This window comes from Gordonia sp. GONU (assembly GCF_024733855.1).
GTDB lineage: Bacteria > Actinomycetota > Actinomycetes > Mycobacteriales > Mycobacteriaceae > Gordonia > Gordonia amicalis.
Genome location: NZ_JANRHB010000050.1, coordinates 1 through 25,346, shown reverse-complemented (window position 1 = coordinate 25,346; position 25,346 = coordinate 1). Strand labels below are relative to the sequence as shown.

The following is a 25,346-nucleotide window of genomic DNA, read 5'->3' as shown; positions in this document are numbered from 1 at the left end:
TACAATCACCAGCGTCGCCACAGCGCGATCGGGATGATGAGTCCGGTCGACTACGAGAACACCGCAGTCACCGAGCCCGAAGCCGCATAGAGGAGTCCTCCACGATTCCGGGGGAACCACACACTGATCAGAGGGGTAGTCATAGCGCCGTCGTCGTGGGCCGACGATGACGGGTACACCACTCTCCGATTGAGTGGGTCCCCCACGTGCCCACGTGACTGACATATCCGGTTCGGAGCGGGGACCGTTCGTCGCCGATCGAAAATGCAGTTACTCAAGCGTTCAATGCGTTTGGGCACGAAGAAGCCGACCATCGTCGGGAGAGGTTGTTCGATGACGGATACCGATGGGGACCCTCAGTCCCGGCTTGATGGCTTGAAGCTACGACTAAACGAAGCCGTTCGACACTTCGAGCAGGTCGCTGGCGAGAAAGTCCGTCGAGCAGAGCTTCCTGGCGAGTTTCCGGACAGTCCTGGCGGGTTCTTGAGCGTTGACCCGGACGGCAGATATCGCTTTGAGATCAGAGAAAGGGGCGAACCTGCGGCTCTGATCGTCTCCGACCGAATCGACGAAGTCGTGCTCGGCGTTATGAGCGATGTCGCCAGCAGCCATGCTCAAAGCGCTGCGCTGCGACATCCGGACTATGAAAGCGTCAATGACGCTCGGAGACTATGGTTCCCGCGGTGGAGCCGACTGATGCACTCTCTGTCTCCCGAGTGGGGCAGGCACACCGATCTTGAAATCAGTGAGATCTTGAAGACGTACCCGTTCGACTGAACGTCTCGGCATGCCTAACACTCTGCAAGGGCGATGTATCGATTTAGTGCGTATCTCGGGAAGCCGTGCCCGCTACCGCGGGAGTCGGAGCATCGCTGGATCTGCTGTGGCCAGGATGACGCGGTCGTCTCTATTTGCCGACTGGCCGGCGCAGAGTCACACCCGCTGATAAAGCCCCGTCGGTCCCACGGGGAACGTCACGTGCGAGCTTGACGGCGGTTCCCGACCTTGCGCATCACACCGATCAGCCCGAGACCGACGCTGGGCGCGAGATCTCCGGCCCGGCTGAGGACCCCACGCCACCGCGGCAGTACTCGGAAGATCTGGCGGCTGTTCATGAGTTCCATACCGGCGCGAACGACCGCCGCCTCGTCGAGCGGTCGGGGCCCGGCAAAGAGCATCGCGGCACCCAGGTCTTTCGCGTGTGAGGTCACCATCTGCGTGTTCACGACATCCGGGCACAGCGCGCGAACCCGGATGGGCAGACCCGCGTGCCGCAGATCGCCCTCCAACGAGGTCGTATAAGACAGCACTGCTGCCTTGGTGGCGGCGTACAACGCCAACCCCGGCACCGGAGCAAGCGCCGATAGAGATGCGACGTTGAGGATGACCCCGCCACCGGTGTGGCGCATTTGCGTAATCGCGGCAGCCGATCCCGCCATCACGCCACGCACATTCACGTCGAGGATGGTCGCGATCTCGTCGTCGGAGTGCTCCCACGCCTCTCCCGCATAGAGAACGCCGGCATTGTTCACCCAGACTCTCAACTGCCCGAGTGCAGCAGCTTCCTCGGCTATCCGGCGATGCGACGAGATGTCTCGCACGTCCTGCTGCAGGCCGACTGCGCCGCTACCGATGCCGGCTGCGGCACTTTCTGCCGCTGCGCCGTCGACGTCGGTCAGGATCACCCGATGTCCCTCCTCTGCGAGACGACGGGCAAAAGCAAGGCCGATACCGCGACCGGCGCCGGTGACAACTGCTGTGGTGGGCATGCCGGGACTCTACTGTGCGTCCCTCGGCCCAGGCGTGGCATGTCTCGACCCGCCCACGTCCGGTGATGTTGTTGCAGAAGTCGCCAGAGCCTGAACGCCGAGCACTTATGGTGGCCCCATGGACACCGACGCCACTCGTCGTCTCGATGAACTCGCGTACATCGAGGCCATCAAGCAGCTCAAGCACCGCTACTGGCGGGCGTGTGATGCGAAGGACGTCAACGGCTTTCGATCCTGCTTCATCGCTCGCGGTGCACGCATCGACTACGGCCAGCTCGGCACCTTCGACGACGCGGAGCCGATGGCGAGGATCTTCGAGCAGGTCGCGCTGCACCAGGTCGACGGTCGGTACGTCATCTTCGACATGCATCACGGCTTCCATCCCGACATCACGCTGACCTCAGACACCACGGCGACGGGCCGCTGGACCCTGAAGTTCCGTCAGGTGAACCTGCTTGACCGCACCGAGACCGTGATGACAGGGGAGTACGACGACGAGTACATCGTCGAGGACGGCGAGTGGAGAATATCGGCCAGCACGCTCACCGAACGCTGGTCCCTGCGGCGACCGCTCGGTGACGACGCCACAGTGCACGCGGGAACCTTCCAGGGCTGACCTACCACTCGTCACGTGGCAACGTGGAACCCATGTCCGATCCCGAGCACACCCCCGACGGCCATCACGTCGTGATCAACGGCCGCAAGTGGCGTGCCACCGACCCGCTCATACCGGACGAGCGCCGATCCGAACTGCAGTCGATCCTCATGGCGTGGCGACGGGACGTGAAACGGACACAGGGTGCGCCCGAGTCGCGCGCCGGCGTCCAGGCGGCGAAAGTCGCGTTGGGGGAGCGAGGTACTCCCTGGTGGGAGCAGACCGACGACGAGCGTCGTGCTCGCTGGGAGAACGAGGTGCCGCGACCGAAGGACGCGTGACGCTCAGCGAGGAACGATCGATTCGGCCGCGTATCGTCCTGCGCGCTCGAATGTTTCGGTGATGTCGAGGTCGGGATCGATCCGCCAGTATCGCATCGTCGACAGGTAGATCGCCGCCACCATCTGGGCGAGGAACTCGACCGGATGGTCGGTGCGCACGTCGCCTTGTTCCAGGCCCGGCTCGATCAGACGCCGCACTTGAGCGGTGAACAGATGGCTGCGCTCGCCAAGGCCCTCCGACGCCGTCGCCAGACGCTCGATCTCTCCGGTCACCACACGCATGTAGTCGGGATCGGAAAGCGATGACTGCGCGAAGTCGATGAACACGCCGACCACGCGATCGTGGGTACTGACCGGTCGTCGCAGCATCGAGTCGACGACGCGCCCGAAGACGCTCATCAGCTCGGCGTACAACGCAGTGACGAGATCATCCTTGCTGGGGAAGTAGTTGAAGAAGGTCGCGCGGGAGACCTCGGCACGCTCCGCGATCTCCTCGACCGTCGCATCCGTGCCGCGGGTGGCGAGGAGGTCGCGAGCCGCGGTCAGCAGTCGGTCGCGCGTCTGCTGCTTGTTCTTCTCACGACGTCCGACGGGCGCAGCCTCGGTCATCTGTGTGCCTCCGTCGGGGTCGTCGAGCAGCCGGGTGGCGCTCCTGGGGACCAATTCTTACATTCGCCCACCGATTTCTGGATGGTGGTCTAACTTTTGCCTCTAGGTCCACTGTGACGCAGGACACGGGCTTCGATACGCGACGTACTCGCTGCGCTCGTTCGGCGCTACTCAGCCGGCGGGAACAACGAGACGCGGTTCAACGAGGGGTGGTGAGAGCTCATGCGGGTCTGTCGGCCCCGGCGGGGAGGGGCCATCGCCAAGCGCTGGAGGGTCGGCGCCCGAGCCGGCAACGGTCGTGGAGTCGTTGCGCCGCCTGTTGTTCTGACTTCCAATTCAGTTGCAGCCCAGCACGATTAGCCACCCGAATTTTTCCCGAACATCCGCATATCCGACACGGTCGGGTCTACAGTCACCACGACGCCGACCACCGATCACGGCTTCCGCAGCACCCCGCGCGCGGCGTCATCTCCTATCGAAGGGATCGCAGTTGAAATCACCAGTTGCACTCAAACGCGTCGTACGCACGACCGCCGTCCTCGGCTGCGCGAGCGTCCTGACTCTCGGCACACTCACGGCATGCGCCGACGACAGTTCGGACAGCTCGAGCGCCGGAGAGACCAGCTCGCTACCCAGCAACGCGGCGACCGGCGACCCGATCAAGATCGGATTCATCACGCCCGAGGGCGGTGCGGTGACGACGCCGATGGTGCGCGAGGGAGGTGAAGCGGCCGTCGAATACCTGAACAACAATGGCGGCGGCATCGGCGGGCACAAGATCGACCTCGTGGTGTGCAAGCAGCAGGAGGAGCCGGCCTCGGCGACCAAGTGCGCCAACCAGATGGTCGAGGAAAAGGTCTCGGTCGTCGTGTCACCGCTCGGCGCGCAGGGTGCGGTAATGCTGCCGATCGTCGCCGGCGCCGGAATCCCCTACGTCGCACAGGCTCCGGTCTCACAGGCCGAGATGGCGACGCCCGGGTCGTTCATGCTCTCCGGCGGCATCGTCGCGGTGCTCGCCGGCCAGGCCGCCACCGCCGCAAAGGACGGCCTCAAGAAGGTCAGCCTCATCATCGGCGACTCCGGCGACGCGGCCGCGTCGGTCAAGGCACTCGGTGACCCGATGTTCCAGCGCGCGGGCGTGGCCCTCAACGTCGTCACGATCCCGACCGGTGCCGCGGACCTGACCCCGCAGATCACCGCCGGCCTCGCCGACAACCCCGACGCGGTGAGCATCCTCGGTGACACCCGCCAGTGCATCTCGGTGCTCAAGACGCTGCAGACCGTCGCACCGGACGCCAAGAAGTACCTGATCGCCAGTTGCCTCGACAAGCCCGTCCTCGACGCCGTCGGCAACGAGGCCGTGTCCGGCTCCAAGGCGTTCACCACGGTGAACCTCAGCTCCGACGACCCGAGCGTCACCCAGTACCGCAGCGTCATGGCGCAGTACGCCCCGGACACCGATCCGGCCGGCCTGGCCTACATCGGCTACCAGGTCGTCGCCGCGCTCGGGGAGCTCAACGGCCTCGACGGAACCGTCGACGCGCAGACGTTCAAGAAGGCGCTGGCCGGGGCCAAGGACGTACCGCTGCCGGCTGCTCCGGGAATCACCTTCACCTGTGACGGCAAGGCCTTCCCGCCGCTGACGTCGCTGTGCAGCAAGGCGATCCTGGTCAGCGACGTGACCGCCGACGCCAAACTCGAGAACACCGTCGCCACCAACACCAACTGATTCCGAACAGATCGGGGCCGCGTCCCGGCGCGGCCCCGATCGAGGAGTTCCATGACCGACCATCTCGCGTTCCTGATCCTCGGCCTCGGCAACGGGGCCGTTTTCGCCGCACTCGGTCTCGCCCTGGTGATGACCTTCAAGAGTTCCGGCGTGGTCAACATCGCCACCGGCGCCGTCGCCCTCTACGCCGCCTACACCTACGCCTTCCTGCGGAAAGGGGAACTCCTCAACCCCATACCCGGCTTCCCGACGACCATCGACCTGGGGTCGGATGTCGGAGTCGCTGCCGCGGTAGCGATCTCCGTGGTGATCGCGGCGATCCTCGGTGTCATCCTGTACCTGCTCGTCTTCCGCCCGATGCGGACAGCGCCCACCCTGGCCAAGGCGGTTGCGGCCATCGGCCTGATGCTGGTGATCCAGGCGCTCATCGGGCTACGCGTCGGAGAGAACACCCCGAGCGTCGGACCCATCTTCAAGGTCTCCACGTTCAAGATCGGCTCCAGCGCCGTGCCGACGGACCGCCTGCTGCTCGCGGTCGTCATCGTCGGTCTGGCAATCTGCGCCGGACTCGTGTTGCGCTACACCCGATTCGGCGTCGCCACCGAGGCCGCCGCCGAATCCGAGAAGGGAGCGCTGGTCACCGGGCTGTCGCCCGATCGCATCGCGGTCGCCAACTGGGCCCTCTCCTCGGCAACCGCCGGACTCGGCGGTGTGCTGATCGCTCCGATCGTGCCACTCAACCCCGTCGCCTACACGATGTTCATCGTGCCGGCGCTGGCCGCCGCACTCGTCGGCAACTTCACCGCCATCTCGGTGACCGTCGCCGCCGGACTCGTCATCGGCATGCTCCAGTCGGAGGCCACCAAGCTGCAGACGACCTGGGACTGGATGCCCGACGCCGGTGTGGCCGAGGCGGTTCCGCTGATCCTCATCATCGGATTCCTCCTCGTCCGCGGACAGCCCCTGCCCGGACGCGGAGCAGTCATCCGCCAGGACCTCGGCCGCTCACCCCGCCCCGAGCACCTGCTGGTCCCGGGGATCATCGCCATCGTCGTTGCCGTCATTGCTCTCCTCACCACCTCCGGCAGTCTGCGGCTGGCCGTGATCGCCACCATGATCTACGCGATCATCGCGTTATCCCAGGTGGTGGTCACCGGATACGCCGGGCAGGTGTCACTGGCACAGCTGACTCTGGCGGGAGTCGGGGCGTACGCACTGAGCAGGCTGACCGACGACCTGAATTTGCCCTTCCCGATCGCACCGCTTCTCGCCGCCTGCGCCGCGACGGTCATCGGCGTCATCGTCGGACTGCCGGCCCTGCGTGTGCGTGGTTTGCCCCTCATGGTCGCAACCCTCGCCCTCGCGGTCTTCTGCGAGGCGTTCTGGTTCCGAAACCCGTCCCTCAACGGGGGTCTGCAAGGCGCACCGGTGGATTCACCGTCGATCTTCGGTATCGACCTCGGCATCGGTGCGGGCGAGGGCTATCCGCGTCTCGCGTTCGGCATCCTGTGCCTCGTCGTCCTGACGGTCGTCGCCTACGGCGTCGCAGCGCTGCGTCGTAGTGGTCTGGGAGCGTCGATGCTCGCGGTCCGGGCCAACGAACGGTCGGCGGCCGCCGCCGGTATCAACGTCGGGGTCACCAAACTGATCGCCTTCGCGTTCGCGTCGTTCCTGGCCGGCCTCGGCGGCGCGCTGCTCGCCTACCAGCAGACGCTCGCCACAGCAGGAACCTACGCGGTCTTCGCCGGCATCGGCCTCTTCGCGGTCACCTACGTCGCCGGCGTGACATCGATATCCGGCGCGCTGCTCGCGGGAGTCATCGCACCCGGCGGCGTCATGTACTTCGTCGCCGACAAGTACGGCTCCTTCGGCGACTACTACATGCTCATCAGCGGAATCCTGCTGGTGCTCACCGTCGTCACCAGTCCCGACGGGCTCGCCGGGTACCTCCACAAGGTGCCGTACCCGGGTCGTCGCGGCACACCACGCCGGTTGAGCCGACACCGAGCGAAGCGAGGCGTCGCGTCGAAATCGTCGACGGAACAACCGGTCGACGCGCTGCCGACGCCGACCACCGACGTCACGGTTCCGCCGAGCGGCTCAGTAGTGCTCTCGGTGCGAGACGTCACCGTCCGCTACGGCGCGGTCACCGCGGTCCACGACGCCGGCTTCGACGTCCGGGCCGGGGAGATCGTCGGCTTGATCGGTCCGAACGGCGCCGGCAAGACCACACTCATCGACGCCATCAGCGGTTTCGCGACGGCAGACGGGTCGGTCACCCTCGACGGTGTCTCGCTCGACGGTCTGGCACCGCACCGCCGCAGTCGCGCAGGACTGGGGCGTACCTTCCAGGACATCGAGCTCTACGGTGAACTGTCGGTCGCCGAGAATCTGGCGATCGCCGCACGACGCGCACCTGGCGACACGTCCGACAACGTGCGAGATGTGCTGCAGATGCTCGAGATCGAGCAGCTCCGAGACATTCCGGCCGCAGATCTGTCCCAGGGGCAGCGGCAGCTGGTGGCGGTCGCGCGCGTGCTCGCCGGTCAGCCACGGGTGGCCCTTCTCGACGAGCCCGCGGCCGGACTCGACAGCACCGAGAGCCGCTGGCTGGGAGAAAGACTGAGAGCTGCTCGCGCTCACGGTGTCTCGATGATCCTGGTCGATCACGACATGGATCTGGTGCTGAACCTGTGCGATCGGGTGATCGTGCTCGACCTCGGTACCGTCATCGCCGACGGTACACCCGATGAAATCCGGAGCTCGCCCGCCGTCGTCGGGGCCTACCTGGGCACACCGTCGTCGGCGATTGCCGGTCCCGACGACGCCGGGACGGACGAGGAACCCATTGGCGCACAGCCGAAGTCCGAGGTAGTGGGGGAGATGTCGTGACCGTGCTGGAATGTCGCAACCTCGACGCGGGATACAGCCGCGGGAACCCCTGCGTCCACGGGCTCGACCTGTCCGTGAACGCGGGAGAGATCGTCGCCCTGCTCGGGCCGAACGGAGCCGGGAAGACGACGCTGCTGACGACTCTCGCGGGGCTGCTGTCCCGACTCGGCGGGGACGTCACCGTCGCCGGGCAGGCGGTGCGCTCCGGCGATGCCCGTGCGGCGGTCCGCGCCGGTCTTGTGCTGGTGCCCGACGATCGTGCGCTGTTCCGCCGTCTGACGACCCGTCAGCACCTTCACCTGGCAACCCACCTGAAGGGCAGGACACGTGCCGAAGCGCTCGACAAGGTGCTCGCGCACTTCCCGTCACTGACCAAACGTCTGTCGGTGGCGGCCGGGGATCTCTCGGGTGGCGAACAGCAGATGCTGGCCATCGCGCGTGCGCTCCTGCAGAACCCGAAGGTCCTGCTCATCGACGAGCTGAGCATGGGTCTGGCACCCATCGTCGTCGAGTCGATCCTGCCGGTCCTGCGCGACGTCGCCGACACCGAGCAGACGGCGGTGATCCTCGTCGAGCAGCATGTCCGGCTGGCTCTCGGTATCGCCGACCGTGCCGTGGTGCTGGTCCATGGGGAAGTGGGTCTCGAGGACTCGGCAGCCGCGTTGTCGACGGACATCGAGCGGATCGAGGAGGCCTACCTCGGGACCGCACGCGCGTAGACGTCCACGGAAGCGCGTCGGCGAGTCGTCGGCCGTCGCGCCCGAGGGCCTCGGCTCAGGCGGTCTCGGGCTGCGGCCGGTAGATGGCGTCGGTGATGCGGTTGGCGATGTCGGCGTGGGTGAGAAACCGGGCGGGGGACAGCAACTCGGCGCACACGGCGCTGACCATGAACTCGACGGCGGCCTCGGGACTGGGGGACAGGTACCTGGCCACGGGTGATTCGGTGATGAACGCCAGCGCACGGTCGGTCACGATGTCGATCAGTGTCGGATGTCCCTCATGCCGGATCAGCCAGGGCGTCAACGATGCCGCGTCGTACCTCAGAGCGGCCTGGACCAGCTCGTTGTTGGCGTTGTAGTCGAGCACCTCGCGGACGAGCATGTAGATCGTGTCCCGCGGGTCGTCGGCGAATCGCAGGCGGCTCAACATGACCCGTTCGAGCGCATCGAGCTCCGAGGACACGATGGCCGAGAGCAGCTGGTCGCGCGAGGCGTACCGGCGGTAGATGGTGGCCCGGCTGATGCCGGCCTCCTTGGCCACGGCCGCCAGAGTGAGCGCGCCGACACCGACTCGACGCGCAACGGCGCGTGCCGCACTCGTCAGGTCTTCGCCGCTGGACATTCCGCCATCCTAGAACACCCTCCTGCGACACCCTTGCCGAATTTGTCTCACGTATGAGACTCTTCGGTCATGCCTGTATCAGACCTGACCCGGACGAGTACACGCGAGACCGACGGAGAATCCCCGTGGGATTCTCAGCACGAAGAGTTCGACTACGTGGTCGACGACATCGACGGCGAGATCCCGCAGTCCCTGCGTGGCGTCCTGTACCGGATCGGTCCGGGACGCTTCGAGATCGGTGGGCACCCGATGACCCACATCTTCGATGGAGACGGGATGGTGTCCCGTCTCGACATCTCGCCAGACGGGGTTCACTACCGGAATCGGTACGTCCGCACGCGCAGTTTCAAGCGCGCCAACGAGACCCGACTCCCGCCGAAGGGGTTCAACACCCAGCGGGTCGGCGGTCCGCTGGCGAATGTCCTCAAGTTCCCCGAGAACATGTCCAACACCAGCGTTCTCGTCCACGACGACGTTCTCTACTCCCTCTGGGAGGGCGGCCGACCGCACCGCCTCGACGCCGAGACACTCGAGACGTACGGCAGCGAATCCTTCGACGGCGGGCTGAAACGCCTGGGCGCGTTCTCCGCGCATCCGAAGATCGATCCGCGCACCCGCGGGGTGTTCAATTTCGGGCTCGACTTCTTCCCGCGCCCGATGCTCCGCTGCTACCGCCTCGACAAGTCGCGTCGCCTGCACAGCGTCGGCACGGTGCCCATCCCGAAGCTCGGCTTCGTCCACGACTTCGCACTGACCGAGCGTCATCTCGTGTTCGTCCTCGGGCCGCTCGTCGTCAGCCGGCCCATCCCGGTCGCGCTCGGGTTGCGGCCGTTCGGCGAGGCGCTGTCATACAAACCGGAGTTGGGCACGACCATCGTCCTCGTACCGCGTGACGGCGGGAAAGCCACACGCATCGAGACGGATTCGTTGTTCCACTTCCATGTGGCGAACGCCTACGAAGCCGGACCCGAGACCGTCGTCGACATCGTCGCCCACGACGCGACCGGCGGATGGACGCAGTGGAACAACTACCTCTGTAACTTCCGCGCCAAGGCCGGACCCGCGTTCGGCGGTACTCTCACCCGCCTGCGCATCAATCGCAACACCGAGGCGGTGACGCGCGAACAGCTCAACGAACTCGGTTGTGAGTTCCCGCAGGTTGATCCGCGGCTCGTGACCACCGCACACCGCTATACGTATTTGGCTGAGGCCTCCGTACGCGGTGGCGACCCCGATTCGATCACCACCGTCGACACGACGACCGGCACCCAGGATCGGTACACCACACCGGGCAACACCGTCTGCGAGCCGCTGTTCGCCGAGGACCCCGAGAACCCGGGCGAGGGTCGCGGCTGGTTGCTCAGCCTCGAACACCGGCCGTCGGACAAGCGTTCCCGGTTGGTCGTGCTGAACGCCGAACGTCCGAGCGCGGGCCCGGTCGCGGCGGCCACCCTCCGGCATCACGTGCCCATGACCTTCCACGGGGCGTACAAGGCCGTCGCGGATTGAGCGGTGGGGGCTGGCTTCGACGCGGTTCCTCGCTACGCTCGGTACCGGCTCAACCAGCAGTGATGCCGTCGCAGATTGAGCGGTGGGGGCTGGCTTCGACGCGGTTCCTCGCTACGCTCGGTACCGGCTCAACCAGCAGTGATGCCATCGCTCCCTGAGGTGTGAGAATCGTGGAGCCTACCGCTCCAGATAACTCGCGCGAGCGGCTTTCATGGCGTCGATCCGGCGGCGGAGTAGCTGTTCGGCAGCATTCCGGTCCGAGTCCGAGAGGTCACTGTCCGCCATAGCGGCGAGACGTGTCTCCTCCGAGACGATCTCGTCGCTCAACAGCTCTGCCGACATCTGGCGGGTCAGCAGATCCTGGTCGACCCAGTCGGCGGCCGGGATCTGTTCGACCAGTTCGTGTTCGCGACGCTCGGTCATGACGTGCGTTCGAATCGGAACAGCTTGCGGGCGTTCAGTTCCACCATCTTGTGGACGTCCTCGTCGGGGACGTCCACCATCTGCTCGGCGACGACCTTACGGCTGTTGGGCCAGTTGGAGTCGCTGTGCGGGTAGTCGCACTCCCAGGTGATGTTGTCGATGCCGACGGCGTAGCGGTTGTCGATGCCGTGCTGGTCCTCGATGAAGCACCCGAACATGTGCTTGCGGAACAGATCCGACGGCCGGACCGTCTGGTTGATGTTCTGGTAGTAGCGGTGCTTCTCCCATGTGGCGTCGATGCGTTCCAGCATGTACGGCACCCATCCGATGCCGCCCTCGGACAGCGCGAACTTCAGCTTGTCGTGGCGGTGGAACACCGGCGAGAACAGCAGGTCTGCGGTCGCGTACATCGAATTGCAGCCGAACAGGGCGATCATCACCGCCATCGGCGCCTCGGGTGCGGTGATCGGCGGCTTGCCCGACGTACCGAAGTGGATCGACAGCACCTGATCGTGGTCTTCACATGCGTCGAAGAACCGATCCCAGTGGTCGGTGTGGTACGACGGAAGTCCCAGCGGCACCGGGTTTTCCACGAACGAGATCGCCCGGGCGCCCCGGTCGACGGTCCGCTCGATCTCCTTGATGCACAGGTCCACATCCCACAGCGGCATGATCGTCATCGGGATGTAGCGGTCGGGCGCGGTGGGGCACCACTCGTCGAGCACGTAGTCGTTCCACGCCTGCACACACAGCAGGGCGAGATCCTTATCCTCGCCTTGGAGGAAGACGGTGCCGGCGAACTTGGGGAACGACGGGAAGCACAGCGCCGCATGGACACCGTCGATGTCCATGTCCGTGATCCGTGCCTTCGGGTCGTAGCAGCCCGGCAGCATGTCGTCGTACCGCACAGGTTCGGCGCCGTACTCTTCGGGTTTCTTGCCGGCGACCGCGTTGAGACCGATGTACGGGTAGACGCGACCTTCCCACTGCCACACCTGCGCGGGCGGGTTGCCCTCGTTCATGACCTTCTCGATGATGCGCGGACCGGCGTCGAGGTACTTCGACGGCAAGCGGTCCTGCCACAGCATCGGATGCTCGATGAGATGGTCGTCGGTCGAGATCAACTGCATGTGGTCTTGCAACGGCATGGTGGATGCCACTCCTCAGATCAGGTGAATCCGGTGATCGTGCAGCGGGGTCACTGTGCGTGTCCCGCCTTGGCTTCGGCGTCGCGGGTGAGTCCCGCGGCCAGGATGAGTTCTTCGTGCAGTTCGAACCACACGGTGTGGTACGAGTCGGCGATCGGCCTGGCCAGCCACGAGGTGTCACCGGCGGTCAGCTTCGTCAGCGCCTTGTCGAGTTTGGTGCCGTACCGCGACAGTCGGGGCAGGTGACGTCCGGCCTCGTCGACGACCACCGAGACGCGGTCATGGATCTCGGGGAGCCTGGCCAGGACGCCGGCGTCATAGTCGGCGTCGTCATGCGGGTTCGGTTGTCCGTCACGGAGTTGCCAGTCGGTGATGAGCGCCTTGAAGTCGCCGTTGACATCCCGGAACGACGAGTACGCCGCCGCGAAGGCGTCGGCGTCGATGTCTGCGCGCTCGGCGGCGAGCAACTCCGCGAGGCGCTCACGACCGGATTCGCTGACGCGGACGAGCGGTCCCTTGGCGATCACGTGCTCTGCGGCGACGAGTTGATCCAGCATCTGCTGCAGTTCGGTGGCATCGAGTCCGGTCGTCGCGCTCAGCTGCTCTGCCGTCGCCCGACCCTTGAGTCGAACCGCTTGCAGCACATCGAGTTCGGTCATCGTCTGCATTCTCCTCGAGTCGGGTTCAGCGTTTGGCGATCGTGAGATCCGACGAGTCGATGACCCATGTCGACGGTGTGACACCCTCGTCGCGCAGTTGATATTTCAGGACCTTGCCGGTCGCGTTCTTCGGCAGTTCCGGCCGGAACTCAATGTAACGCGGCACTGCGAAGTAGGGCAGTTTGTCCAGCGACCAGGCGCACAATTGTTCTTCGGTCAGCGTCGAATCCTCGACGAGGATCGCGGTCACCTTGATGTCGTCTTCGGTGAACTCCGACGGCACGGCATGCACGGCGACTTCGGACACGTCTGGATGGCTCCGGAAGGTGCGTTCGAGTTCGAAGCTGGAGATGTTCTCGCCGCGGCGCCGCAGATAGTCCTTCTTGCGGTCGACGAACCACAGCCAGCCGTCGTCGTCGAATCGGCCGATGTCGCCGGTGTGGAACCAGAGATTACGGGTCACGGCGAGTGTGGCCTCCGGGCGTCGCCAGTAGCCCTCGAACATGATGTGCGGGCGTCGGGGTCGGAGGATGATCTCGCCGGGCTGACCGTCGGGGACCTCGTTGTCCTCGTCGTCGACGATCCGGACGTCGAAGTCGTTGTTGCGACGGCCGGCGCATCCGAGCGGCGGGGACATGTCGGGGGGTGTGCTGGTGATGTAGGTGGCCTCGGTGAGCCCGAACACCGCGCTGCCGGCCGACTTCACGCCGAAGCGGGTCCGCCAGGTCTCGATCAGTTCCGGGGTCCACGGCGCACCGCCGACCTGCACGATCTGCCCGTGGCAGCGCAGCATCTCCGGGGTGTCGGGCATCGAGGCGATGAGCGAGATCATCACGCCCAGGATCGAGACCCGCCGTGCCCCGGTACGTTCCACCTCCGGCCAGAAGTTCGACAGCGAGAACCGCGGGGCAATCGCCAGCGTCGACTGGTTGACCGCCGTCGCGAGCACCGACGTCGCCGCCGCATTGAGGTGGAAGAGGGGGAGCGGCGTCCAGAGGGTATGGCTGCGATCGCGTTTCGCCGCACTGGTCGCGGCCAGGTTCGCGGCATAGTTGTGGCTGATCATGCAGCCCTTCGACGGGCCTGTGGTGCCCGACGTGTAGATCAGCATCGACAGGTCGCGGTAGCCGACCGGTACCGGAGTGAACTTCTCACCGACGCCGACGGCGTCGACCTCCGCCAGGGGCAACGCGGTGACCAGGTTCAGGGACGCGCTCGCGTCCCCGCGGTAGGCGAGGTGAGTGAGTTCCGGCAAGCCGTCCTCGATCTCGAGGAAACGCTGCGCGTAGTCCGCTTCGACGATGGCGACCTTCGCGCCCGAATCGGCGGCCTGGTGCCGGAGGAAGTCGGCCTTCAACGCGGTGTTCACCGGCACCCAGACCGCGCCGAGAGCGTTCGCGGCAAACCAGGACACGACGGCGTCGGCGTTGTTGTCGAGGACGCACAGCACCGTGTCTCCGGGACCGACGCCCAGCGACCGCAGGCCGACCGCCCGACGGAGAGCGCGGTCCCACACCTCGCGATAGGTCAGCACGTCACCGGAGAAGTCGAGGAAGACGGCGTCGCCGGCGTCGCGGACGGCGCGTTCGACGATGTTGATGACGGTGTCGGTCCGGCCCGGGCCCCACGTGACGGCCGCATCCGGGGTGACGGTGTCGGCAGACTCGGTCACAGCGGTCATTCGTCATCCCCCCAGGTCGTGGAGTCCAGGGCTGCGCGCGCAGCGGTGAGTTTGTCGAGCAGCGATGCCGTGGCCGCCGACGGGTCGACGGCGTCGATGATCGCCTCGAGTTCGATGAGTTCCGGGCTGTCGGAGATCTTCCAGGCCGTCAGCTCGAGCGCACCCGCGCGTATCTCGCCGTTGTTGCCGTCCACGGTGACGACCTGACCGGCGAACGAGGTGATCGTTCCCGCGCCACAGCCGACGACGGCGGGTCGTCCGATCTCGCGGCTCACCACCGCGGCATGCGATGTCGCGCCACCGAGTTCGGTGACGATCGCGGCGGCGGCGAGCATCCCGTGGATGTCGTCCGGACTGGTGGTGGCTCGTGCCAGCACCACGTCCTGGTCGTCAGCGGCTTCGATGACCTCGTCCGGGTCGGTGATCACCACACCGCTGGCCACCCCCGGGCAGGCGGGCAGACCCGTCGCGAGAAGTGGGGCCGCAAAACGTGTCTCGGGCTGCAGCGCGGGCTTGAGAAGGGTCGCGATGTGCGACGGTTCGACGCGACGGACGACCTCGCGGTCGTCGATCGCGCCCTCGTCGCGGAGGGCGAGAGCGAATCGGACGGCAGCGGCCGCTGATCGTTTTGCGTTGCGCGTCTGCAGAATCCAGAGCTGTCCGTCCTCGACGGTGAACTCGATGTCCTGCACGTCGGTACCGAGGCCCTCGAGGGTGCGTGCGCTGTCGAGGAGTTGGCGGTGAACGTCGGGCAGGACCTCGCCGAGGGCGTCGATCGGGTCGCAGCTGTGGGTTCCGGCGACGACGTCCTCGCCCTGACTGCAGGCGAGCCATTCACCGAACGGTTCGAGCGCACCGGTCATCGGATTGCGGCTGAAGAGCACGCCGCTGCCGGAGCGATCGTTGAGATTGCCGAAGACCATGGCCTGCACCACGACCGCGGTTCCTGCATCGTCGTCGAGGTCGTGGTGTGCCCGGTAGGCCCTGGCGCGGTCGGTGTTCCACGATTCGAAGACCGCCTCGATCGCGCCGCGCAGCTGCTCCCACGGATCCGCCGGAACCTCGCCCGCGCCGTCGAGCACGATCTTGGTGTACATCTCGACGAAGCGTTGCCGGGTGTCGGTGGCGAACGACTCGCCGCATTCCGCCGCGAGTGAGTCGCGCACGTCGTCGTCGAGTCCGAGGTCGAGGATGGTGTCCATCATGCCGGGCATCGATTGGGCGGCGCCGCTGCGAACACTCACCAGGAGCGGGTGCGGCCCGTGGGCGAAGGTACGCCCGGTCTCGGACTCGAGCCACGTGAGAGCCTCGCGGATGTGGGGCCAGACACCCTCCATCACCGTGTGCCGGTCCCGTTGCCAGGCTCGGCACGCGGCGGTGGTGATGGCAAAGGCCGGCGGTACCGGCAAACCGTGCCGCCGCATGGCGTCGAGGCCGTACCCTTTGTTACCCACGAGCATTCGATCGAGCGGCACCGATCCGTCGAGCCGGATCACGTGTGCCAACCCGCTGCCGTGGCGGTCTAGCGTCGCGGTAGCTATCGTCCTCACCTCCTCCGTACCTGTATAACTATGTCATACAAGTGTGGCCGGTGTCACCAAGACGGTCACAGTGTGAGCGAGGAGCGCGAAGATGACCCGAAACGGCACGTCATGGCAGCCTGAGGCGGGATTCAGCCCCTATGTCGACGGCCGGTGGACCGACACCGACGGCCCGGTCAACGAGGTTCTCGATCCCGCCACCGAAGAAATCCTCGCGCAGGGGCACGACGGCACGGTCCGTGACGTCGAGGCCGCGGTCACCGCAGCGCGGACCGCTTTCGACGAAGGGCCATGGGGCCGGATGTCGGGTTCGGACCGTCGTCGAGTCCTGACCGGGTTCGCCGAGGCGCTCGACAAACGACGCGCCGAGATCGCCGACCTGGTGATCGCCGAGACCGGCGCGATCCCGGCGATCGCCGAACGACTCCACGTCGGCGTGGCTCTCGATCATTTCGCCTGGGCCGTCGAACAATCCGACCGGGACTGGACCCGCCCACTGCCGCCGCTGCCCGGCCACACGCTCGGCACCGGCGTCGTGATGAAGGAACCGTGCGGAGTCGTCGGCGCGATCAGTGCCTACAACTTCCCGTTCTTCCTCAACATGGCCAAGCTCGGCGGTGCACTGGCGACCGGGAACACGGTGGTCCTCAAACCGTCACCGATGACCCCGCTGGAAGCGTTCGTGCTGGTCGACGCCGCGCACGACGCCGACCTCCCCCCAGGTGTCCTCAACATCGTGTCCGGCGACGTCGAGGTGAGCCGGTCGCTGACCACCGATCCGCGGGTTGACGTCCTCACGTTCACCGGATCGGAGCGTGTCGGCGCACAGGTGAGCGCCCAGGCCGCCCCGAACATCACCCGGGTTCATCTGGAACTGGGCGGCAAGTCGGCGCTCATCGTGCGCTCCGACGCCGACCTCGCCGACGCCGTCGGCTACGGGATGAGACAGCTGATCACGCAGGCGGGACAAGGCTGTGCTCTGACGACACGGCATCTCGTGCACCGTGACGTCTACCGCGAGTACGTCGACATGCTCACCGCAGCGGTATCTCGCGTGCGCACCGGGCCGCCACGTGAAGACGGGGTGGGTATGGGCCCGCTGATCAGAGAACACCAGGTGGCGCGAGTCGAGCACTACGTCGACCTCGCCCGCAGGGCTGGTGGCGTCGTCGAGACCGGGGGAGCACGCACCGCCGGCCTCGACCGCGGCTTCTTCTACGACCCGACCATCATCACCGGCCTCGACAATTCGGCGACCAGCGTGCGCGAGGAGATCTTCGGTCCGGTCGCCGTCGTCCTGCCCTTCGACGACGACGCGGAGGCGGTCCGGATCGCCAACGACAGCCCGTACGGACTGGGCGGCCACATCTACAGTGCCGACACCGCAACCGCTTTCGCGATGTGCCGGCAGATCCGTTCCGGCTACCTGGCCGTCAACGGCGGTGCCGGAGCCATGCATTCGGCCGCACCCTTCGGCGGGTTCAAGCGCAGTGGGCTCGGGCGCGAATACGGCGAGGAGGGCCTGGAAGCGTTCCTCGAGACGAAGAGCATCAGTTTCCACGCGGGATGAGTTGCGATGAAGGGCTGGCGACGTCAACTCACCAGGCCTTCGAGGCTCGTCGCTTGCGCTCCTCGCACCTCAGGCTGCGATGGGGGGCCGCGCTTTTCATGCCGCCGCGGCGGTGGCGTCAGTCGGTGACGTCCCACTCCAACGGCAGGGTGATGAGTCCGGACACCGAACCGACATGATCTTCGACGGTGGCGCCGCCGGGTACCCGGTAGTCGGGAATCCGCTTGTGCCACTCCTCGATCACGATTTCCAGTTCGAGGCGTGCCAGATGCGAACCGAGGCAGCGGTGCCGGCCGGCACCGAAGGCGATGTGTCGGTTCGGACTTCGGCCGAACACGATCTGCTCGGGGTCCTCGAACTCCTCGCGGTCTCGGTTGGCGGCCGCGGTGGAGAGGATGAGCCGGTCACCGGCCTTGACCAGGCAACCGCCGAGTTCGGTGTCGCTCTTGACGACTCGGCTGGTGTTCACCACCGAGCGCGCTCGCAGCATCTCCTCGGTCACCTCACGGGGGGTGACGGTTCCGTCGACGATGAGGGCCCGCTGCTCCGGATGCGCGGCCAGGTATCGGAACGTGTAGCCGAGTGCGTTGGCGACGGTGTCGAGCCCGGCCATCCAGAGCTGGAAGGTCATCGACAGCGCCTCTTCGTCGTCCATCGGGCGGCCGCTCTTGAGCGGCTCGGTCACGATGACGCTCATGAGATCGTCGCGCGGGTCAGCCCGCCGTTCGGCGAGCATGCCGGCGAGATAGCCCATCACCTTCTTGCGCACACCCAGACGGATGGCGAAATCCGGATCGTCCTCGGGTTTGGAGTGCATCAGCGAGTCGATCCACGCGAGCAGCATCGGCGCGTCGTCGACGGGCATGCCCATGATGTCGAGGAAGACTCTGGTGGGTAGATCCTTGGCGAATTCGGCGACGAACTCGATCTGTCCCTTCGGCGCGAGGGCGTCGATGAGGTCGCAGGCGAGCTGCCGGATGTCGTCGGCGCGTTCGGCGATCGCCTTCGGTCCGAAGTGCGGCGAGATCAGCGAGCGGTACTCGGTGTGCATCGGCGGATCGATCTCGACGGGGATCCAGCGCTTCTTCTTCTCGTACGCCTCGTCGGGTTCGAAGGCCTCGACCGAATCGCTCGAAAACGTCTCCCAGTCCTGGAATGCTGTGAGGACCTCGTCGTAGCCGAGGACGTACCAGATCGGACGAGGCGCCGCGGTGCGGTTGACCTGCACGGGACACGCATTGCGGAGTTCGTCCCAGCGTCCGAACTGGTCGGCCCGCGCGGGCTCGTCGGTGCGGTGGTCGAAGGTGGTGTCATATGCATTGCCGCTGGGCGCGATCTCGGACATCAGTGGTTGCCTCGCAGTCTCGTCGGCACGGGTTTCGCTGGCCCAAAGCTACCATCGGGATCGCTAACTTAGTTACCCTTCTGGGAACTGGTCGCGAATCTGCCCGCGCCACTTCAGCCCGACCCGCGCCCGAGGGAGCCCCGACATGAGATTGCGCCTCGACCGAAACCTCTGTGTCGGTCACGCACAGTGTTTCGCCACCGACCCCGACCTCTTCCCGATCGACGACGAGGGCTTCAGCCTGGTCGACGATCAGGAGCTCCCGGCGGACCGGCTCGCCGCCGCGCGCGCCGGCGTCAACGCCTGCCCAGAACGCGCACTCCGACTCGAGGAGGACGCGTGAACACCACGGGTTCAAACAACCCGTCGGCGAGCAGCCCGGGGTCGACGGAGGACTGGCGGACGCGACTAACCGACCTCATCGCGGACTACCGGTCACGAACGCCGGACAAGTCGATAAACCGCTACCAGCGTGCCCGGGACTGGCAGGCAGAGCTCGACGACCACGGACTCGCCGCTCCGGCGTGGCCGCGCGACGTCGGGGGCCTCGACCTCGCTCTCGACGACCTGCTCGACTACTACCGGATCACCTCGGCCGCCAAGGTGCCGTCACATCCCTGTCCGCTGTCGATGATCGTGGCGCCGACCCTGATCGCGCACGGGACCGACGCCCAGAAGGAACGGTTCCTCAAGCCGTTGTTGCGGGCGGATGAGCTGTGGTGCCAGGGATTCTCGGAACCCGCGGCCGGCAGCGACCTGGCTTCGCTCACCACCCGAGCCGTCCGTGACGGCGAGGACTATGTGGTGAGCGGTCAGAAGATCTGGACGAGTCAGGCCGACCGCGCGGACTGGATCTTCGCGCTGGTGCGGACCACGCCGCTCGAGCCCGGGACGAAGCGCTCCACCTCGGGTATCAGCTATCTGCTGATACCGATGACGAGTCCCGGCATCACCGTCCGGCCGCTCCGGGACATCAGTGGCGCAGCCCATTTCGCCGAGGTCTTCTTCGACGAGGTGCGCGTCCCGGTCGCCAATCGCATCGGCGCGGAGGGGGAGGGATGGTCGATCATGCGCACCTCCCTCGGCCACGAACGCGCGACCGCGTTCCTCGCCGATGAGTTCCGCTACCGCCACACCGTCGACCGCGTTGTCAGCCTGGTCATCGAGCAGGGTCTCGCCGACGACCCGTTGATCCGGCAGCAGGTCGCCGGCCTCGAAATCGGCGTGCAGTCGGTCGCACAGAACGGCGCCCGTGCGCTCGCGGCAGTTCTTCGCGGACAGGATCCGGGTGCCGTCGCGTCGGTGAACCGACTCGTGAAGTCGGAGTTCGAGCAGCGTCTGCACGCTCTGGCACTGCGCGCGACAGGCGAAGCGGCAGTGCTGGATTCACGTGCCGACGGCGCCTGCGACGGCGGCCGGTGGACGTACGGATACCTGATGAGTCGTGCGACGACGATCGGCGCGGGTACCGCAGAGATCCAGCGCAACACGATCGCCGAGAAGGTTCTGGGCCTGCCGTCCTCACGCGGCGAACGCGTCGACGAATCGTCGGTCGTGGCCGCCGGCGAACCGATGGCGGTGGCCGATGACGACGAACGCGAACTGCGCGCCGCGCTCGCGGGAGCTCTGAAGTCGGCTGTCGACCCCGCCGACCTGCTGGACCGGTCTCGCGCCGTCGACGCCACCGACGAACGGCTCTGGTCGGATCTCGTCGGCTTCGGCCTACCGGCGTTGCACGTCCCCGCCGACGCCGGGGGAGCAGGCGCCGACGTGCGGTTGCTGTGTGCCGCGATCGAGGAATGCGCGAAGGTGATCGCGCCGGTTCCCCTGCTGCCCACAGTCGTCGCGGCATCGATCCTGCACGCGGCCGGTGCCACGGAAACGTTGGGCGCCATGGTGTCCGGGAGTGTCGTCGTGCCCACGTCGCTGCCGACAGACCACGCCTGGGGTCGCGCGCGCGAAGCGGCACCGGTCTGGGACGGTACGTCGTTGCGCGGCGAACAGCGCCTGGTCCCAGGCGCGCCGGTCGCAGCGTCGTTCCTCGTTCCGGCGCAACGCGACGGTCGGCCGGTGTTGCTTCTCGTCGACCGGCAGTCGGAGACGGTGGCGGTGACGGCGCAGCAGGCATTCGACCGAAGTTCGACGATCGGGACCGTGACCTTCGACGGCGCAGTCGGCACCGTCCTCGCCGAGGGCGAGGCATTCGACGCGATCGCGGCGAGCGTCCGGCCCATCGCGCTGCTCGCGCTCGGCGCCGATGCGGTCGGTGTGACCGCGCGGGCGGTCGCCCTGGCGGTCGACTGGGCGGGTCAGCGCGAACAGTTCGGTCGCGCCATCGGCTCATTCCAGGCCGTGTCCCATCGGATCGCCGATGCGGCCGTCGCGCTCGAGGGCGCCCGCAACCAGATCCTCGGCGTCGCGGCGACCATCGACGAGACGTCGCCGAACGTCGCCGACCTCGACTGTGGCGTCGACCTGGCCGTAGCTTCCGCGCTCGACGCCGCCATCACCGCCTCCGAGAGCTGCATCCAGATGCTGGGCGGGATCGGTTTCACCTGGGAACACCCTGCTCATCTGCTCCTGCGCCGGGCCCGATCCACTGCGGTGCTCGCCGGTGGCGCGGACGTACTGCGCGATCGGGCGGCGACGCATCTTCTGTCGCCGAAAACGTGACCACAGTCTCAGCCACGAAGTACACTTGGTAAACCTTGTGAGGTTCGGCCGAAGGAATGAGGGGGCGCTTGTGCGCGTATTGATTACCGGGGTCAGCGGTCTGGTGGGCCGGACCACGGCCGCCCGGCTGGTCGGAGCCGGCCACGACGTGGTCGGGCTCAGTCGAAGCGCACCCCTCGAACTACCTTCGCAGGTAACCCACGTCCGTGGTGACATCTCCGACGACGCCGTGCTGACCGAGGCCTGCGAAGGCATCGACGCGGTCATCCACTGCGCCTTCATGCTCGACGCCCGTGAGGGACTCGACGCCATGGAACGGACCAACGTGGGCGGCACCCGCAAGCTGATCGCCGCCGCCGAGAAGGCCGGCGCAGGCCGTGCGATCTTCCTGTCGTCGGTCACCGTCTACGGCCCGCGCAGCTCCGAGGACGAGCCGCCGCGCACCGAGGCGAGTGGCGCGACCCCGCATCCCGATCAGCCCTACGCCGTCCACAAGGCCGAGTGCGAGCGGTTGTTCGAGCAGTCCTCGATGTCCTCTGTTCTGGTTCGCGCGGCCATCATCCTCGGGCGCGGAACCGACAACCGCCTGCAGGAGAACCTCGCCGGCGCCAACCACATCGGCGCGAGCGGACCCGAGTACCCCTGGCAGGTCATCCATCACGACGATGTCGCCGCATTCCTCGCCCTGGCGATCACGTCCGACCAGGAGGGTGTCGTCAACCTCGCGGCCGACGAACCCGTCAGTCAGCGCCGCATCGCCGAGATGCTCGATCGCAAGCTGCTCGCTCTGCCGCGCGGGGCGATGATCAACGCCGCCAAGGTCGCCGGCGGCATGCTGCACATCACCGCGGGCGAGGTGGCCGCGGCTCTACGAATGCCCATGGGCGACCTGACTGAACTCCACGAGAAGTGGGGCTTCACCGCGGTGTGGAACGGTCCGGACACCGTCCTCGACACCCGGCTCGCGGTCGTCGGCCGCACCACCAGCAGAGGTCGCGTCGTCGCGGCGAGGGGCCGGATCCCGTACCTCCACCAGATCGTCGCCGCCGATGCGCCGCCCGCCGATGGTGCGCCGCTGGCGTATTCGGGTCCCGAGGATCTGCGCGGCGAGTTCGACACCCCGATCGACCGCCGGTTCCCGGTCTACTCGCAGACCAACCTGGCCGAGGCGCTGCCCGGCCCATCGACCGCACTCACGCTCGACGTCCAGGGTCGCGCACTGCGCGGCACCACCTCGGCAGTCGCCGAGTTACTCGGTCTTCCAGGCGCTTTGCGGACCGAGGCATCGGCCCGTCTGCAGGCCGTGCACGCCCACCGCATGTACATCAACGCGTCCGCGACCTACCACGTGTCGCTGGCCATGCCGGGCACCAACCCCGACGAGCTCGCGGCCCAGTTCACCGGCACCCACGCCGATGAACTGCCCGGCGGGCAGGCAGCCATCGAGGGAACTTTCACTCCGCCTGCGCAATCCGCGGCGGCGAAGGCGAAGTCCGCGGCGGCGGTCGGTGCCCGCGTCGTATCGCTCGTCCGGACATCGGAGCTCGACGTCGACGAGGTTCGCGCACAAACCGCACGACTCGAGGGTTTCCTCGACGAACTCGACACCATGTCCGACGCCAAGCTGCAGCAGGTGCTGCTGCTCGCGGGCGATCTGCTCGCCTACGCCTGGACCGTGCAGGGTGTGGTCAACCTCCTCGGCGGAGCGGCCCTGACCGTCGCGTCGAAGAACTCCGACGAGAACCTCGATCTCGGCGACGACCTGGAGAGCGGCGCGACCCTGCGGGGGGTGCGGGAACTCGCCCTCGCCGCGGCCGCCGACCCCGACATCCTCGCGCTCCTCGCGGACCGCTCTCCGGGACTGCCCGACCGGGTCGCCCAGCAGGCTCCGGACTTCTGGAAGAAGGTGTCCAGGGCACTCGATCGCTTCGGCCACCGTGGACCGGCCGAATCGGAGTTCGACGCCAGGTCCTTCTCCGACGACGTCCACAGCTTCCTGGTCACCGTCGGCCGGGCCGCCGCGGGCGCCGAGGCCAAGCCCGAGCACTCCGGCGCACCGCGCAAACTCTCGGTGCCGCAGCGAATCGCGGCGAAGCTGCTCCGGCAGCGGGAACAGAACCGCGACCGCTGTGTTCGTCTCACCTGGATCATGCGCCGACTGGTACGTGAACAGGGCCGACGCCTCGCCGCGCAGGGCCGCATCGACGCCCCCGACGACCTCTTCCATCTCACACTGGGCGTGCTCATCAATCCCCCCGAGGGAGTCCGCGAGACCATCGCACGACGAAAGGCCGAGCGCGAGAAGCTCGAACAACTGCACATGCCGCCCATCTTCGCCGAGAAGTGGCAGGCCGCCGAGGTCTTGAAGCCGCTCGGGGCGGGAGAGAAACTCGGCGGTATCGGCATCTGCGGCGGCGAGGTCGTGGGCCGGGCGCGAATCGTGGAGCCGCACACCATCGACGACGTCGAGCCGGGCGAGATCATGATCGCCCACGTCACCGACATCGGTTACACCGCACTGTTCGGTCACGTCGCCGCCGTCGTCACCGACATCGGCGGAGTGATGTCGCATGCCGCCGTGGTCGCCCGTGAATTCGGTGTCGCGTGCGTCGTCGACACCCAGGTCGCGGCGTCACGCATCCCGAACGGGGCACTGGTCGAGGTCGACGGTGCGGCCGGCACCATCACCGTGCTCGAGGTCGGGTCGGCGGATCAGGCTGCGCTGGTGTCGAATCCGGGATGAGCACGCCCACACCTGGCACCGCAACGGCCGCAATCCGTGCCATCGTCTTCGACTGGTCCGGGGTCCTCACCGAGTCGCCCCTGTCCGGGTTGCGCCGGTACAGTGCCGAACTCGGCCTCCCCGAGACCGCACTCGACCGATTCGTCCGGGGCGATAGGGAATTCGCGAAGGTCGAGCGGGGGGAGTTGTCTGTTCGCGACTTCCTCAAGGGCGTCTGCGTCCGGGTACGCGACGAGCACGGCGTCGAGGTCGAGATCCGACGGCTCGGCGCCGCCATGGCCGACACCCGTACCTTGCGGCAACCCATGCTGGAGCTCGTCGCCGAGCTCAGCGGTCGCTACACCCTCGCAGTCCTGACGAACAACGTCGCCGAGAACCGGGATCACCTGGCGTCGACGTTGCCGCTCGACCACTTCGACTTCATCCTCAACTCCGCGGACGTCGGAGTGCGCAAACCCGACCCACTGATCTACCGGGAGCTGTTGCGGCGCCTGGGTTGTGACGGATCGGAGGTCGTCTATGTCGACGACTTCGCCGAGAATCTGCCGCCCGCAGCGGAACTCGGGATGACAACGATCGAGTTCACCGATCCCGACGAGCTGCGGGTGCGCCTCGCCGGACTGGGTATCTGAATCAGGTTGCGTTTTGTCACGCTTGCGGTGGTTGCCACTCTGGATGTGAGTCACTCCTGATGGGGAGGAGCACACTGTGAGCATGTCACCGGGTTACACGGTCGAGGAGATCGAAGCTCTTGTGGAGGAGTACATGGCTCTTCGGC

At 66.7% G+C, this 25,346-nt stretch carries 22 protein-coding genes; 13 read left to right on the top strand and 9 right to left on the bottom strand.

Annotated elements, in window-relative coordinates:
- Together NWF34_RS25495 and NWF34_RS24200 are read left to right on the top strand one after the other, a co-directional pair.
- The coding region (locus tag NWF34_RS25495; RefSeq protein ID WP_375295705.1) for an IS3 family transposase at positions 1–90 on the top strand (90 nt) is incomplete at its 5' end.
- Positions 91–333: 243 nt separating this feature from the next.
- Complete coding sequence (locus tag NWF34_RS24200) at positions 334–777, top strand: Imm63 family immunity protein (protein ID WP_159405023.1); 444 nt, start codon at positions 334–336, stop codon at positions 775–777.
- A gap of 197 nt (positions 778–974) precedes the next feature.
- Here the strand turns inward: NWF34_RS24200 and NWF34_RS24195 are convergent, their stop codons facing one another.
- The gene (locus tag NWF34_RS24195) at positions 975–1,769 is read right to left on the bottom strand and encodes an SDR family oxidoreductase (protein ID WP_159405022.1); all 795 of its coding nucleotides are present in this window, start codon (positions 1,767–1,769) and stop codon (positions 975–977) included.
- A gap of 118 nt (positions 1,770–1,887) precedes the next feature.
- Between NWF34_RS24195 and NWF34_RS24190 the strand changes: the two genes are divergently transcribed.
- Together NWF34_RS24190 and NWF34_RS24185 are read left to right on the top strand one after the other, a co-directional pair.
- Positions 1,888–2,385, top strand: a complete 498-nt coding sequence (locus NWF34_RS24190; protein ID WP_159405021.1) for a nuclear transport factor 2 family protein — start codon at positions 1,888–1,890, stop codon at positions 2,383–2,385.
- A gap of 32 nt (positions 2,386–2,417) precedes the next feature.
- Entirely contained in the window at positions 2,418–2,705 is a 288-nt protein-coding gene (locus tag NWF34_RS24185) for a hypothetical protein (RefSeq protein WP_159405020.1), read from the top strand.
- Positions 2,706–2,708: 3 nt separating this feature from the next.
- Here the strand turns inward: NWF34_RS24185 and NWF34_RS24180 are convergent, their stop codons facing one another.
- Complete coding sequence (locus NWF34_RS24180) at positions 2,709–3,314, bottom strand: TetR/AcrR family transcriptional regulator (RefSeq protein ID WP_024497977.1); 606 nt, start codon at positions 3,312–3,314, stop codon at positions 2,709–2,711.
- Positions 3,315–3,804: 490 nt separating this feature from the next.
- On the opposite strand from NWF34_RS24180, the gene NWF34_RS24175 reads away from it, so the two are divergent.
- From NWF34_RS24175 to NWF34_RS24165, 3 genes are read left to right on the top strand one after another with little or no spacing between them, the layout of a single operon-like run.
- Positions 3,805–5,043 (top strand): ABC transporter substrate-binding protein, encoded by a 1,239-nt coding sequence (locus NWF34_RS24175; RefSeq protein WP_024497976.1) that lies wholly within the window; start codon positions 3,805–3,807, stop codon positions 5,041–5,043.
- Between the two features lie 51 nt (positions 5,044–5,094).
- The gene (locus tag NWF34_RS24170) at positions 5,095–7,935 is read left to right on the top strand and encodes a branched-chain amino acid ABC transporter permease/ATP-binding protein (RefSeq protein WP_258326326.1); all 2,841 of its coding nucleotides are present in this window, start codon (positions 5,095–5,097) and stop codon (positions 7,933–7,935) included.
- Entirely contained in the window at positions 7,932–8,654 is a 723-nt protein-coding gene (locus tag NWF34_RS24165) for an ABC transporter ATP-binding protein (protein ID WP_258326325.1), read from the top strand. The genes NWF34_RS24170 and NWF34_RS24165 overlap by 4 nt, the downstream gene beginning before the upstream one ends.
- Positions 8,655–8,709: 55 nt before the next feature.
- Here NWF34_RS24165 and NWF34_RS24160 read toward each other — a convergent pair whose 3' ends face one another.
- Entirely contained in the window at positions 8,710–9,276 is a 567-nt protein-coding gene (locus NWF34_RS24160; RefSeq protein ID WP_074848855.1) for a TetR/AcrR family transcriptional regulator, read from the bottom strand.
- Positions 9,277–9,345: 69 nt separating this feature from the next.
- On the opposite strand from NWF34_RS24160, the gene NWF34_RS24155 reads away from it, so the two are divergent.
- The gene (locus tag NWF34_RS24155) at positions 9,346–10,785 is read left to right on the top strand and encodes a carotenoid oxygenase family protein (protein ID WP_024497972.1); all 1,440 of its coding nucleotides are present in this window, start codon (positions 9,346–9,348) and stop codon (positions 10,783–10,785) included.
- Positions 10,786–10,962: 177 nt separating this feature from the next.
- On the opposite strand, the gene NWF34_RS24150 is transcribed toward NWF34_RS24155, so the two are convergent.
- Genes NWF34_RS24150 through NWF34_RS24130 form a run of 5 tightly spaced genes read right to left on the bottom strand, consistent with a single transcriptional unit; the run spans position 10,963 to position 16,156 of the window.
- The gene (locus NWF34_RS24150; RefSeq protein ID WP_024497971.1) at positions 10,963–11,208 is read right to left on the bottom strand and encodes a hypothetical protein; all 246 of its coding nucleotides are present in this window, start codon (positions 11,206–11,208) and stop codon (positions 10,963–10,965) included.
- Positions 11,205–12,356, bottom strand: a complete 1,152-nt coding sequence (locus NWF34_RS24145; protein ID WP_258326324.1) for an amidohydrolase family protein — start codon at positions 12,354–12,356, stop codon at positions 11,205–11,207. Before NWF34_RS24145 ends, NWF34_RS24150 begins: the two co-directional genes overlap by 4 nt.
- Positions 12,357–12,406: 50 nt before the next feature.
- Entirely contained in the window at positions 12,407–13,015 is a 609-nt protein-coding gene (locus NWF34_RS24140; RefSeq protein WP_258326323.1) for a MarR family transcriptional regulator, read from the bottom strand.
- A gap of 25 nt (positions 13,016–13,040) precedes the next feature.
- Entirely contained in the window at positions 13,041–14,696 is a 1,656-nt protein-coding gene (locus NWF34_RS24135) for an AMP-binding protein (protein ID WP_258326322.1), read from the bottom strand.
- Positions 14,693–16,156, bottom strand: a complete 1,464-nt coding sequence (locus NWF34_RS24130; protein WP_051349569.1) for a pyruvate, phosphate dikinase — start codon at positions 16,154–16,156, stop codon at positions 14,693–14,695. Before NWF34_RS24130 ends, NWF34_RS24135 begins: the two co-directional genes overlap by 4 nt.
- 172 nt (positions 16,157–16,328) lie before the next feature.
- Here NWF34_RS24130 and NWF34_RS24125 point away from each other — a divergent pair, with 172 nt between their 5' ends.
- A complete protein-coding gene (locus NWF34_RS24125) occupies positions 16,329–17,807 on the top strand; it encodes an aldehyde dehydrogenase family protein (protein ID WP_258326321.1) in 1,479 nt (492 codons plus the stop codon).
- A gap of 118 nt (positions 17,808–17,925) precedes the next feature.
- On the opposite strand, the gene NWF34_RS24120 is transcribed toward NWF34_RS24125, so the two are convergent.
- Complete coding sequence (locus tag NWF34_RS24120) at positions 17,926–19,152, bottom strand: cytochrome P450 (RefSeq protein WP_024497965.1); 1,227 nt, start codon at positions 19,150–19,152, stop codon at positions 17,926–17,928.
- A gap of 145 nt (positions 19,153–19,297) precedes the next feature.
- Here NWF34_RS24120 and NWF34_RS24115 point away from each other — a divergent pair, with 145 nt between their 5' ends.
- The 4 genes from NWF34_RS24115 (at position 19,298) to NWF34_RS24100 (ending at position 25,200) form a co-directional block, all read left to right on the top strand.
- Entirely contained in the window at positions 19,298–19,495 is a 198-nt protein-coding gene (locus NWF34_RS24115; protein WP_258326320.1) for a ferredoxin, read from the top strand.
- A complete protein-coding gene (locus NWF34_RS24110) occupies positions 19,492–21,825 on the top strand; it encodes an acyl-CoA dehydrogenase family protein (RefSeq protein ID WP_258326319.1) in 2,334 nt (777 codons plus the stop codon). Before NWF34_RS24115 ends, NWF34_RS24110 begins: the two co-directional genes overlap by 4 nt.
- A gap of 70 nt (positions 21,826–21,895) precedes the next feature.
- Positions 21,896–24,568 carry an NAD-dependent epimerase/dehydratase family protein gene (locus NWF34_RS24105; RefSeq protein WP_258326318.1) on the top strand — a complete coding sequence of 891 codons (2,673 nt, stop codon included), beginning with the start codon at positions 21,896–21,898 and terminating at the stop codon, positions 24,566–24,568.
- Entirely contained in the window at positions 24,565–25,200 is a 636-nt protein-coding gene (locus NWF34_RS24100; protein ID WP_258326317.1) for an HAD family phosphatase, read from the top strand. The genes NWF34_RS24105 and NWF34_RS24100 overlap by 4 nt, the downstream gene beginning before the upstream one ends.
- Positions 25,201–25,346 lie beyond the last annotated feature (146 nt).

Bases quoted from the DNA above. Each gene is read 5' to 3' on its own strand.
- NWF34_RS24125 (WP_258326321.1), top strand. From the start codon at position 16,329: ATGACCCGAAACGGCACGTCATGGCAGCCTGAGGCGGGATTCAGCCCC.
- NWF34_RS24155 (WP_024497972.1), top strand. From the start codon at position 9,346: ATGCCTGTATCAGACCTGACCCGGACGAGTACACGCGAGACCGACGGA.
- NWF34_RS24195 (WP_159405022.1), bottom strand. From the start codon at position 1,769: ATGCCCACCACAGCAGTTGTCACCGGCGCCGGTCGCGGTATCGGCCTT.
- NWF34_RS24120 (WP_024497965.1), bottom strand. From the start codon at position 19,152: ATGTCCGAGATCGCGCCCAGCGGCAATGCATATGACACCACCTTCGAC.
- NWF34_RS24140 (WP_258326323.1), bottom strand. From the start codon at position 13,015: ATGACCGAACTCGATGTGCTGCAAGCGGTTCGACTCAAGGGTCGGGCG.
- NWF34_RS24145 (WP_258326324.1), bottom strand. From the start codon at position 12,356: ATGCCGTTGCAAGACCACATGCAGTTGATCTCGACCGACGACCATCTC.
- NWF34_RS24170 (WP_258326326.1), top strand. From the start codon at position 5,095: ATGACCGACCATCTCGCGTTCCTGATCCTCGGCCTCGGCAACGGGGCC.
- NWF34_RS24190 (WP_159405021.1), top strand. From the start codon at position 1,888: ATGGACACCGACGCCACTCGTCGTCTCGATGAACTCGCGTACATCGAG.
- NWF34_RS24130 (WP_051349569.1), bottom strand. From the start codon at position 16,156: ATGCTCGTGGGTAACAAAGGGTACGGCCTCGACGCCATGCGGCGGCAC.
- NWF34_RS24115 (WP_258326320.1), top strand. From the start codon at position 19,298: ATGAGATTGCGCCTCGACCGAAACCTCTGTGTCGGTCACGCACAGTGT.
- NWF34_RS24160 (WP_074848855.1), bottom strand. From the start codon at position 9,276: ATGTCCAGCGGCGAAGACCTGACGAGTGCGGCACGCGCCGTTGCGCGT.
- NWF34_RS24135 (WP_258326322.1), bottom strand. From the start codon at position 14,696: ATGACCGCTGTGACCGAGTCTGCCGACACCGTCACCCCGGATGCGGCC.
- NWF34_RS24100 (WP_258326317.1), top strand. From the start codon at position 24,565: ATGAGCACGCCCACACCTGGCACCGCAACGGCCGCAATCCGTGCCATC.
- NWF34_RS24185 (WP_159405020.1), top strand. From the start codon at position 2,418: ATGTCCGATCCCGAGCACACCCCCGACGGCCATCACGTCGTGATCAAC.
- NWF34_RS24150 (WP_024497971.1), bottom strand. From the start codon at position 11,208: ATGACCGAGCGTCGCGAACACGAACTGGTCGAACAGATCCCGGCCGCC.
- NWF34_RS24200 (WP_159405023.1), top strand. From the start codon at position 334: ATGACGGATACCGATGGGGACCCTCAGTCCCGGCTTGATGGCTTGAAG.
- NWF34_RS24180 (WP_024497977.1), bottom strand. From the start codon at position 3,314: ATGACCGAGGCTGCGCCCGTCGGACGTCGTGAGAAGAACAAGCAGCAG.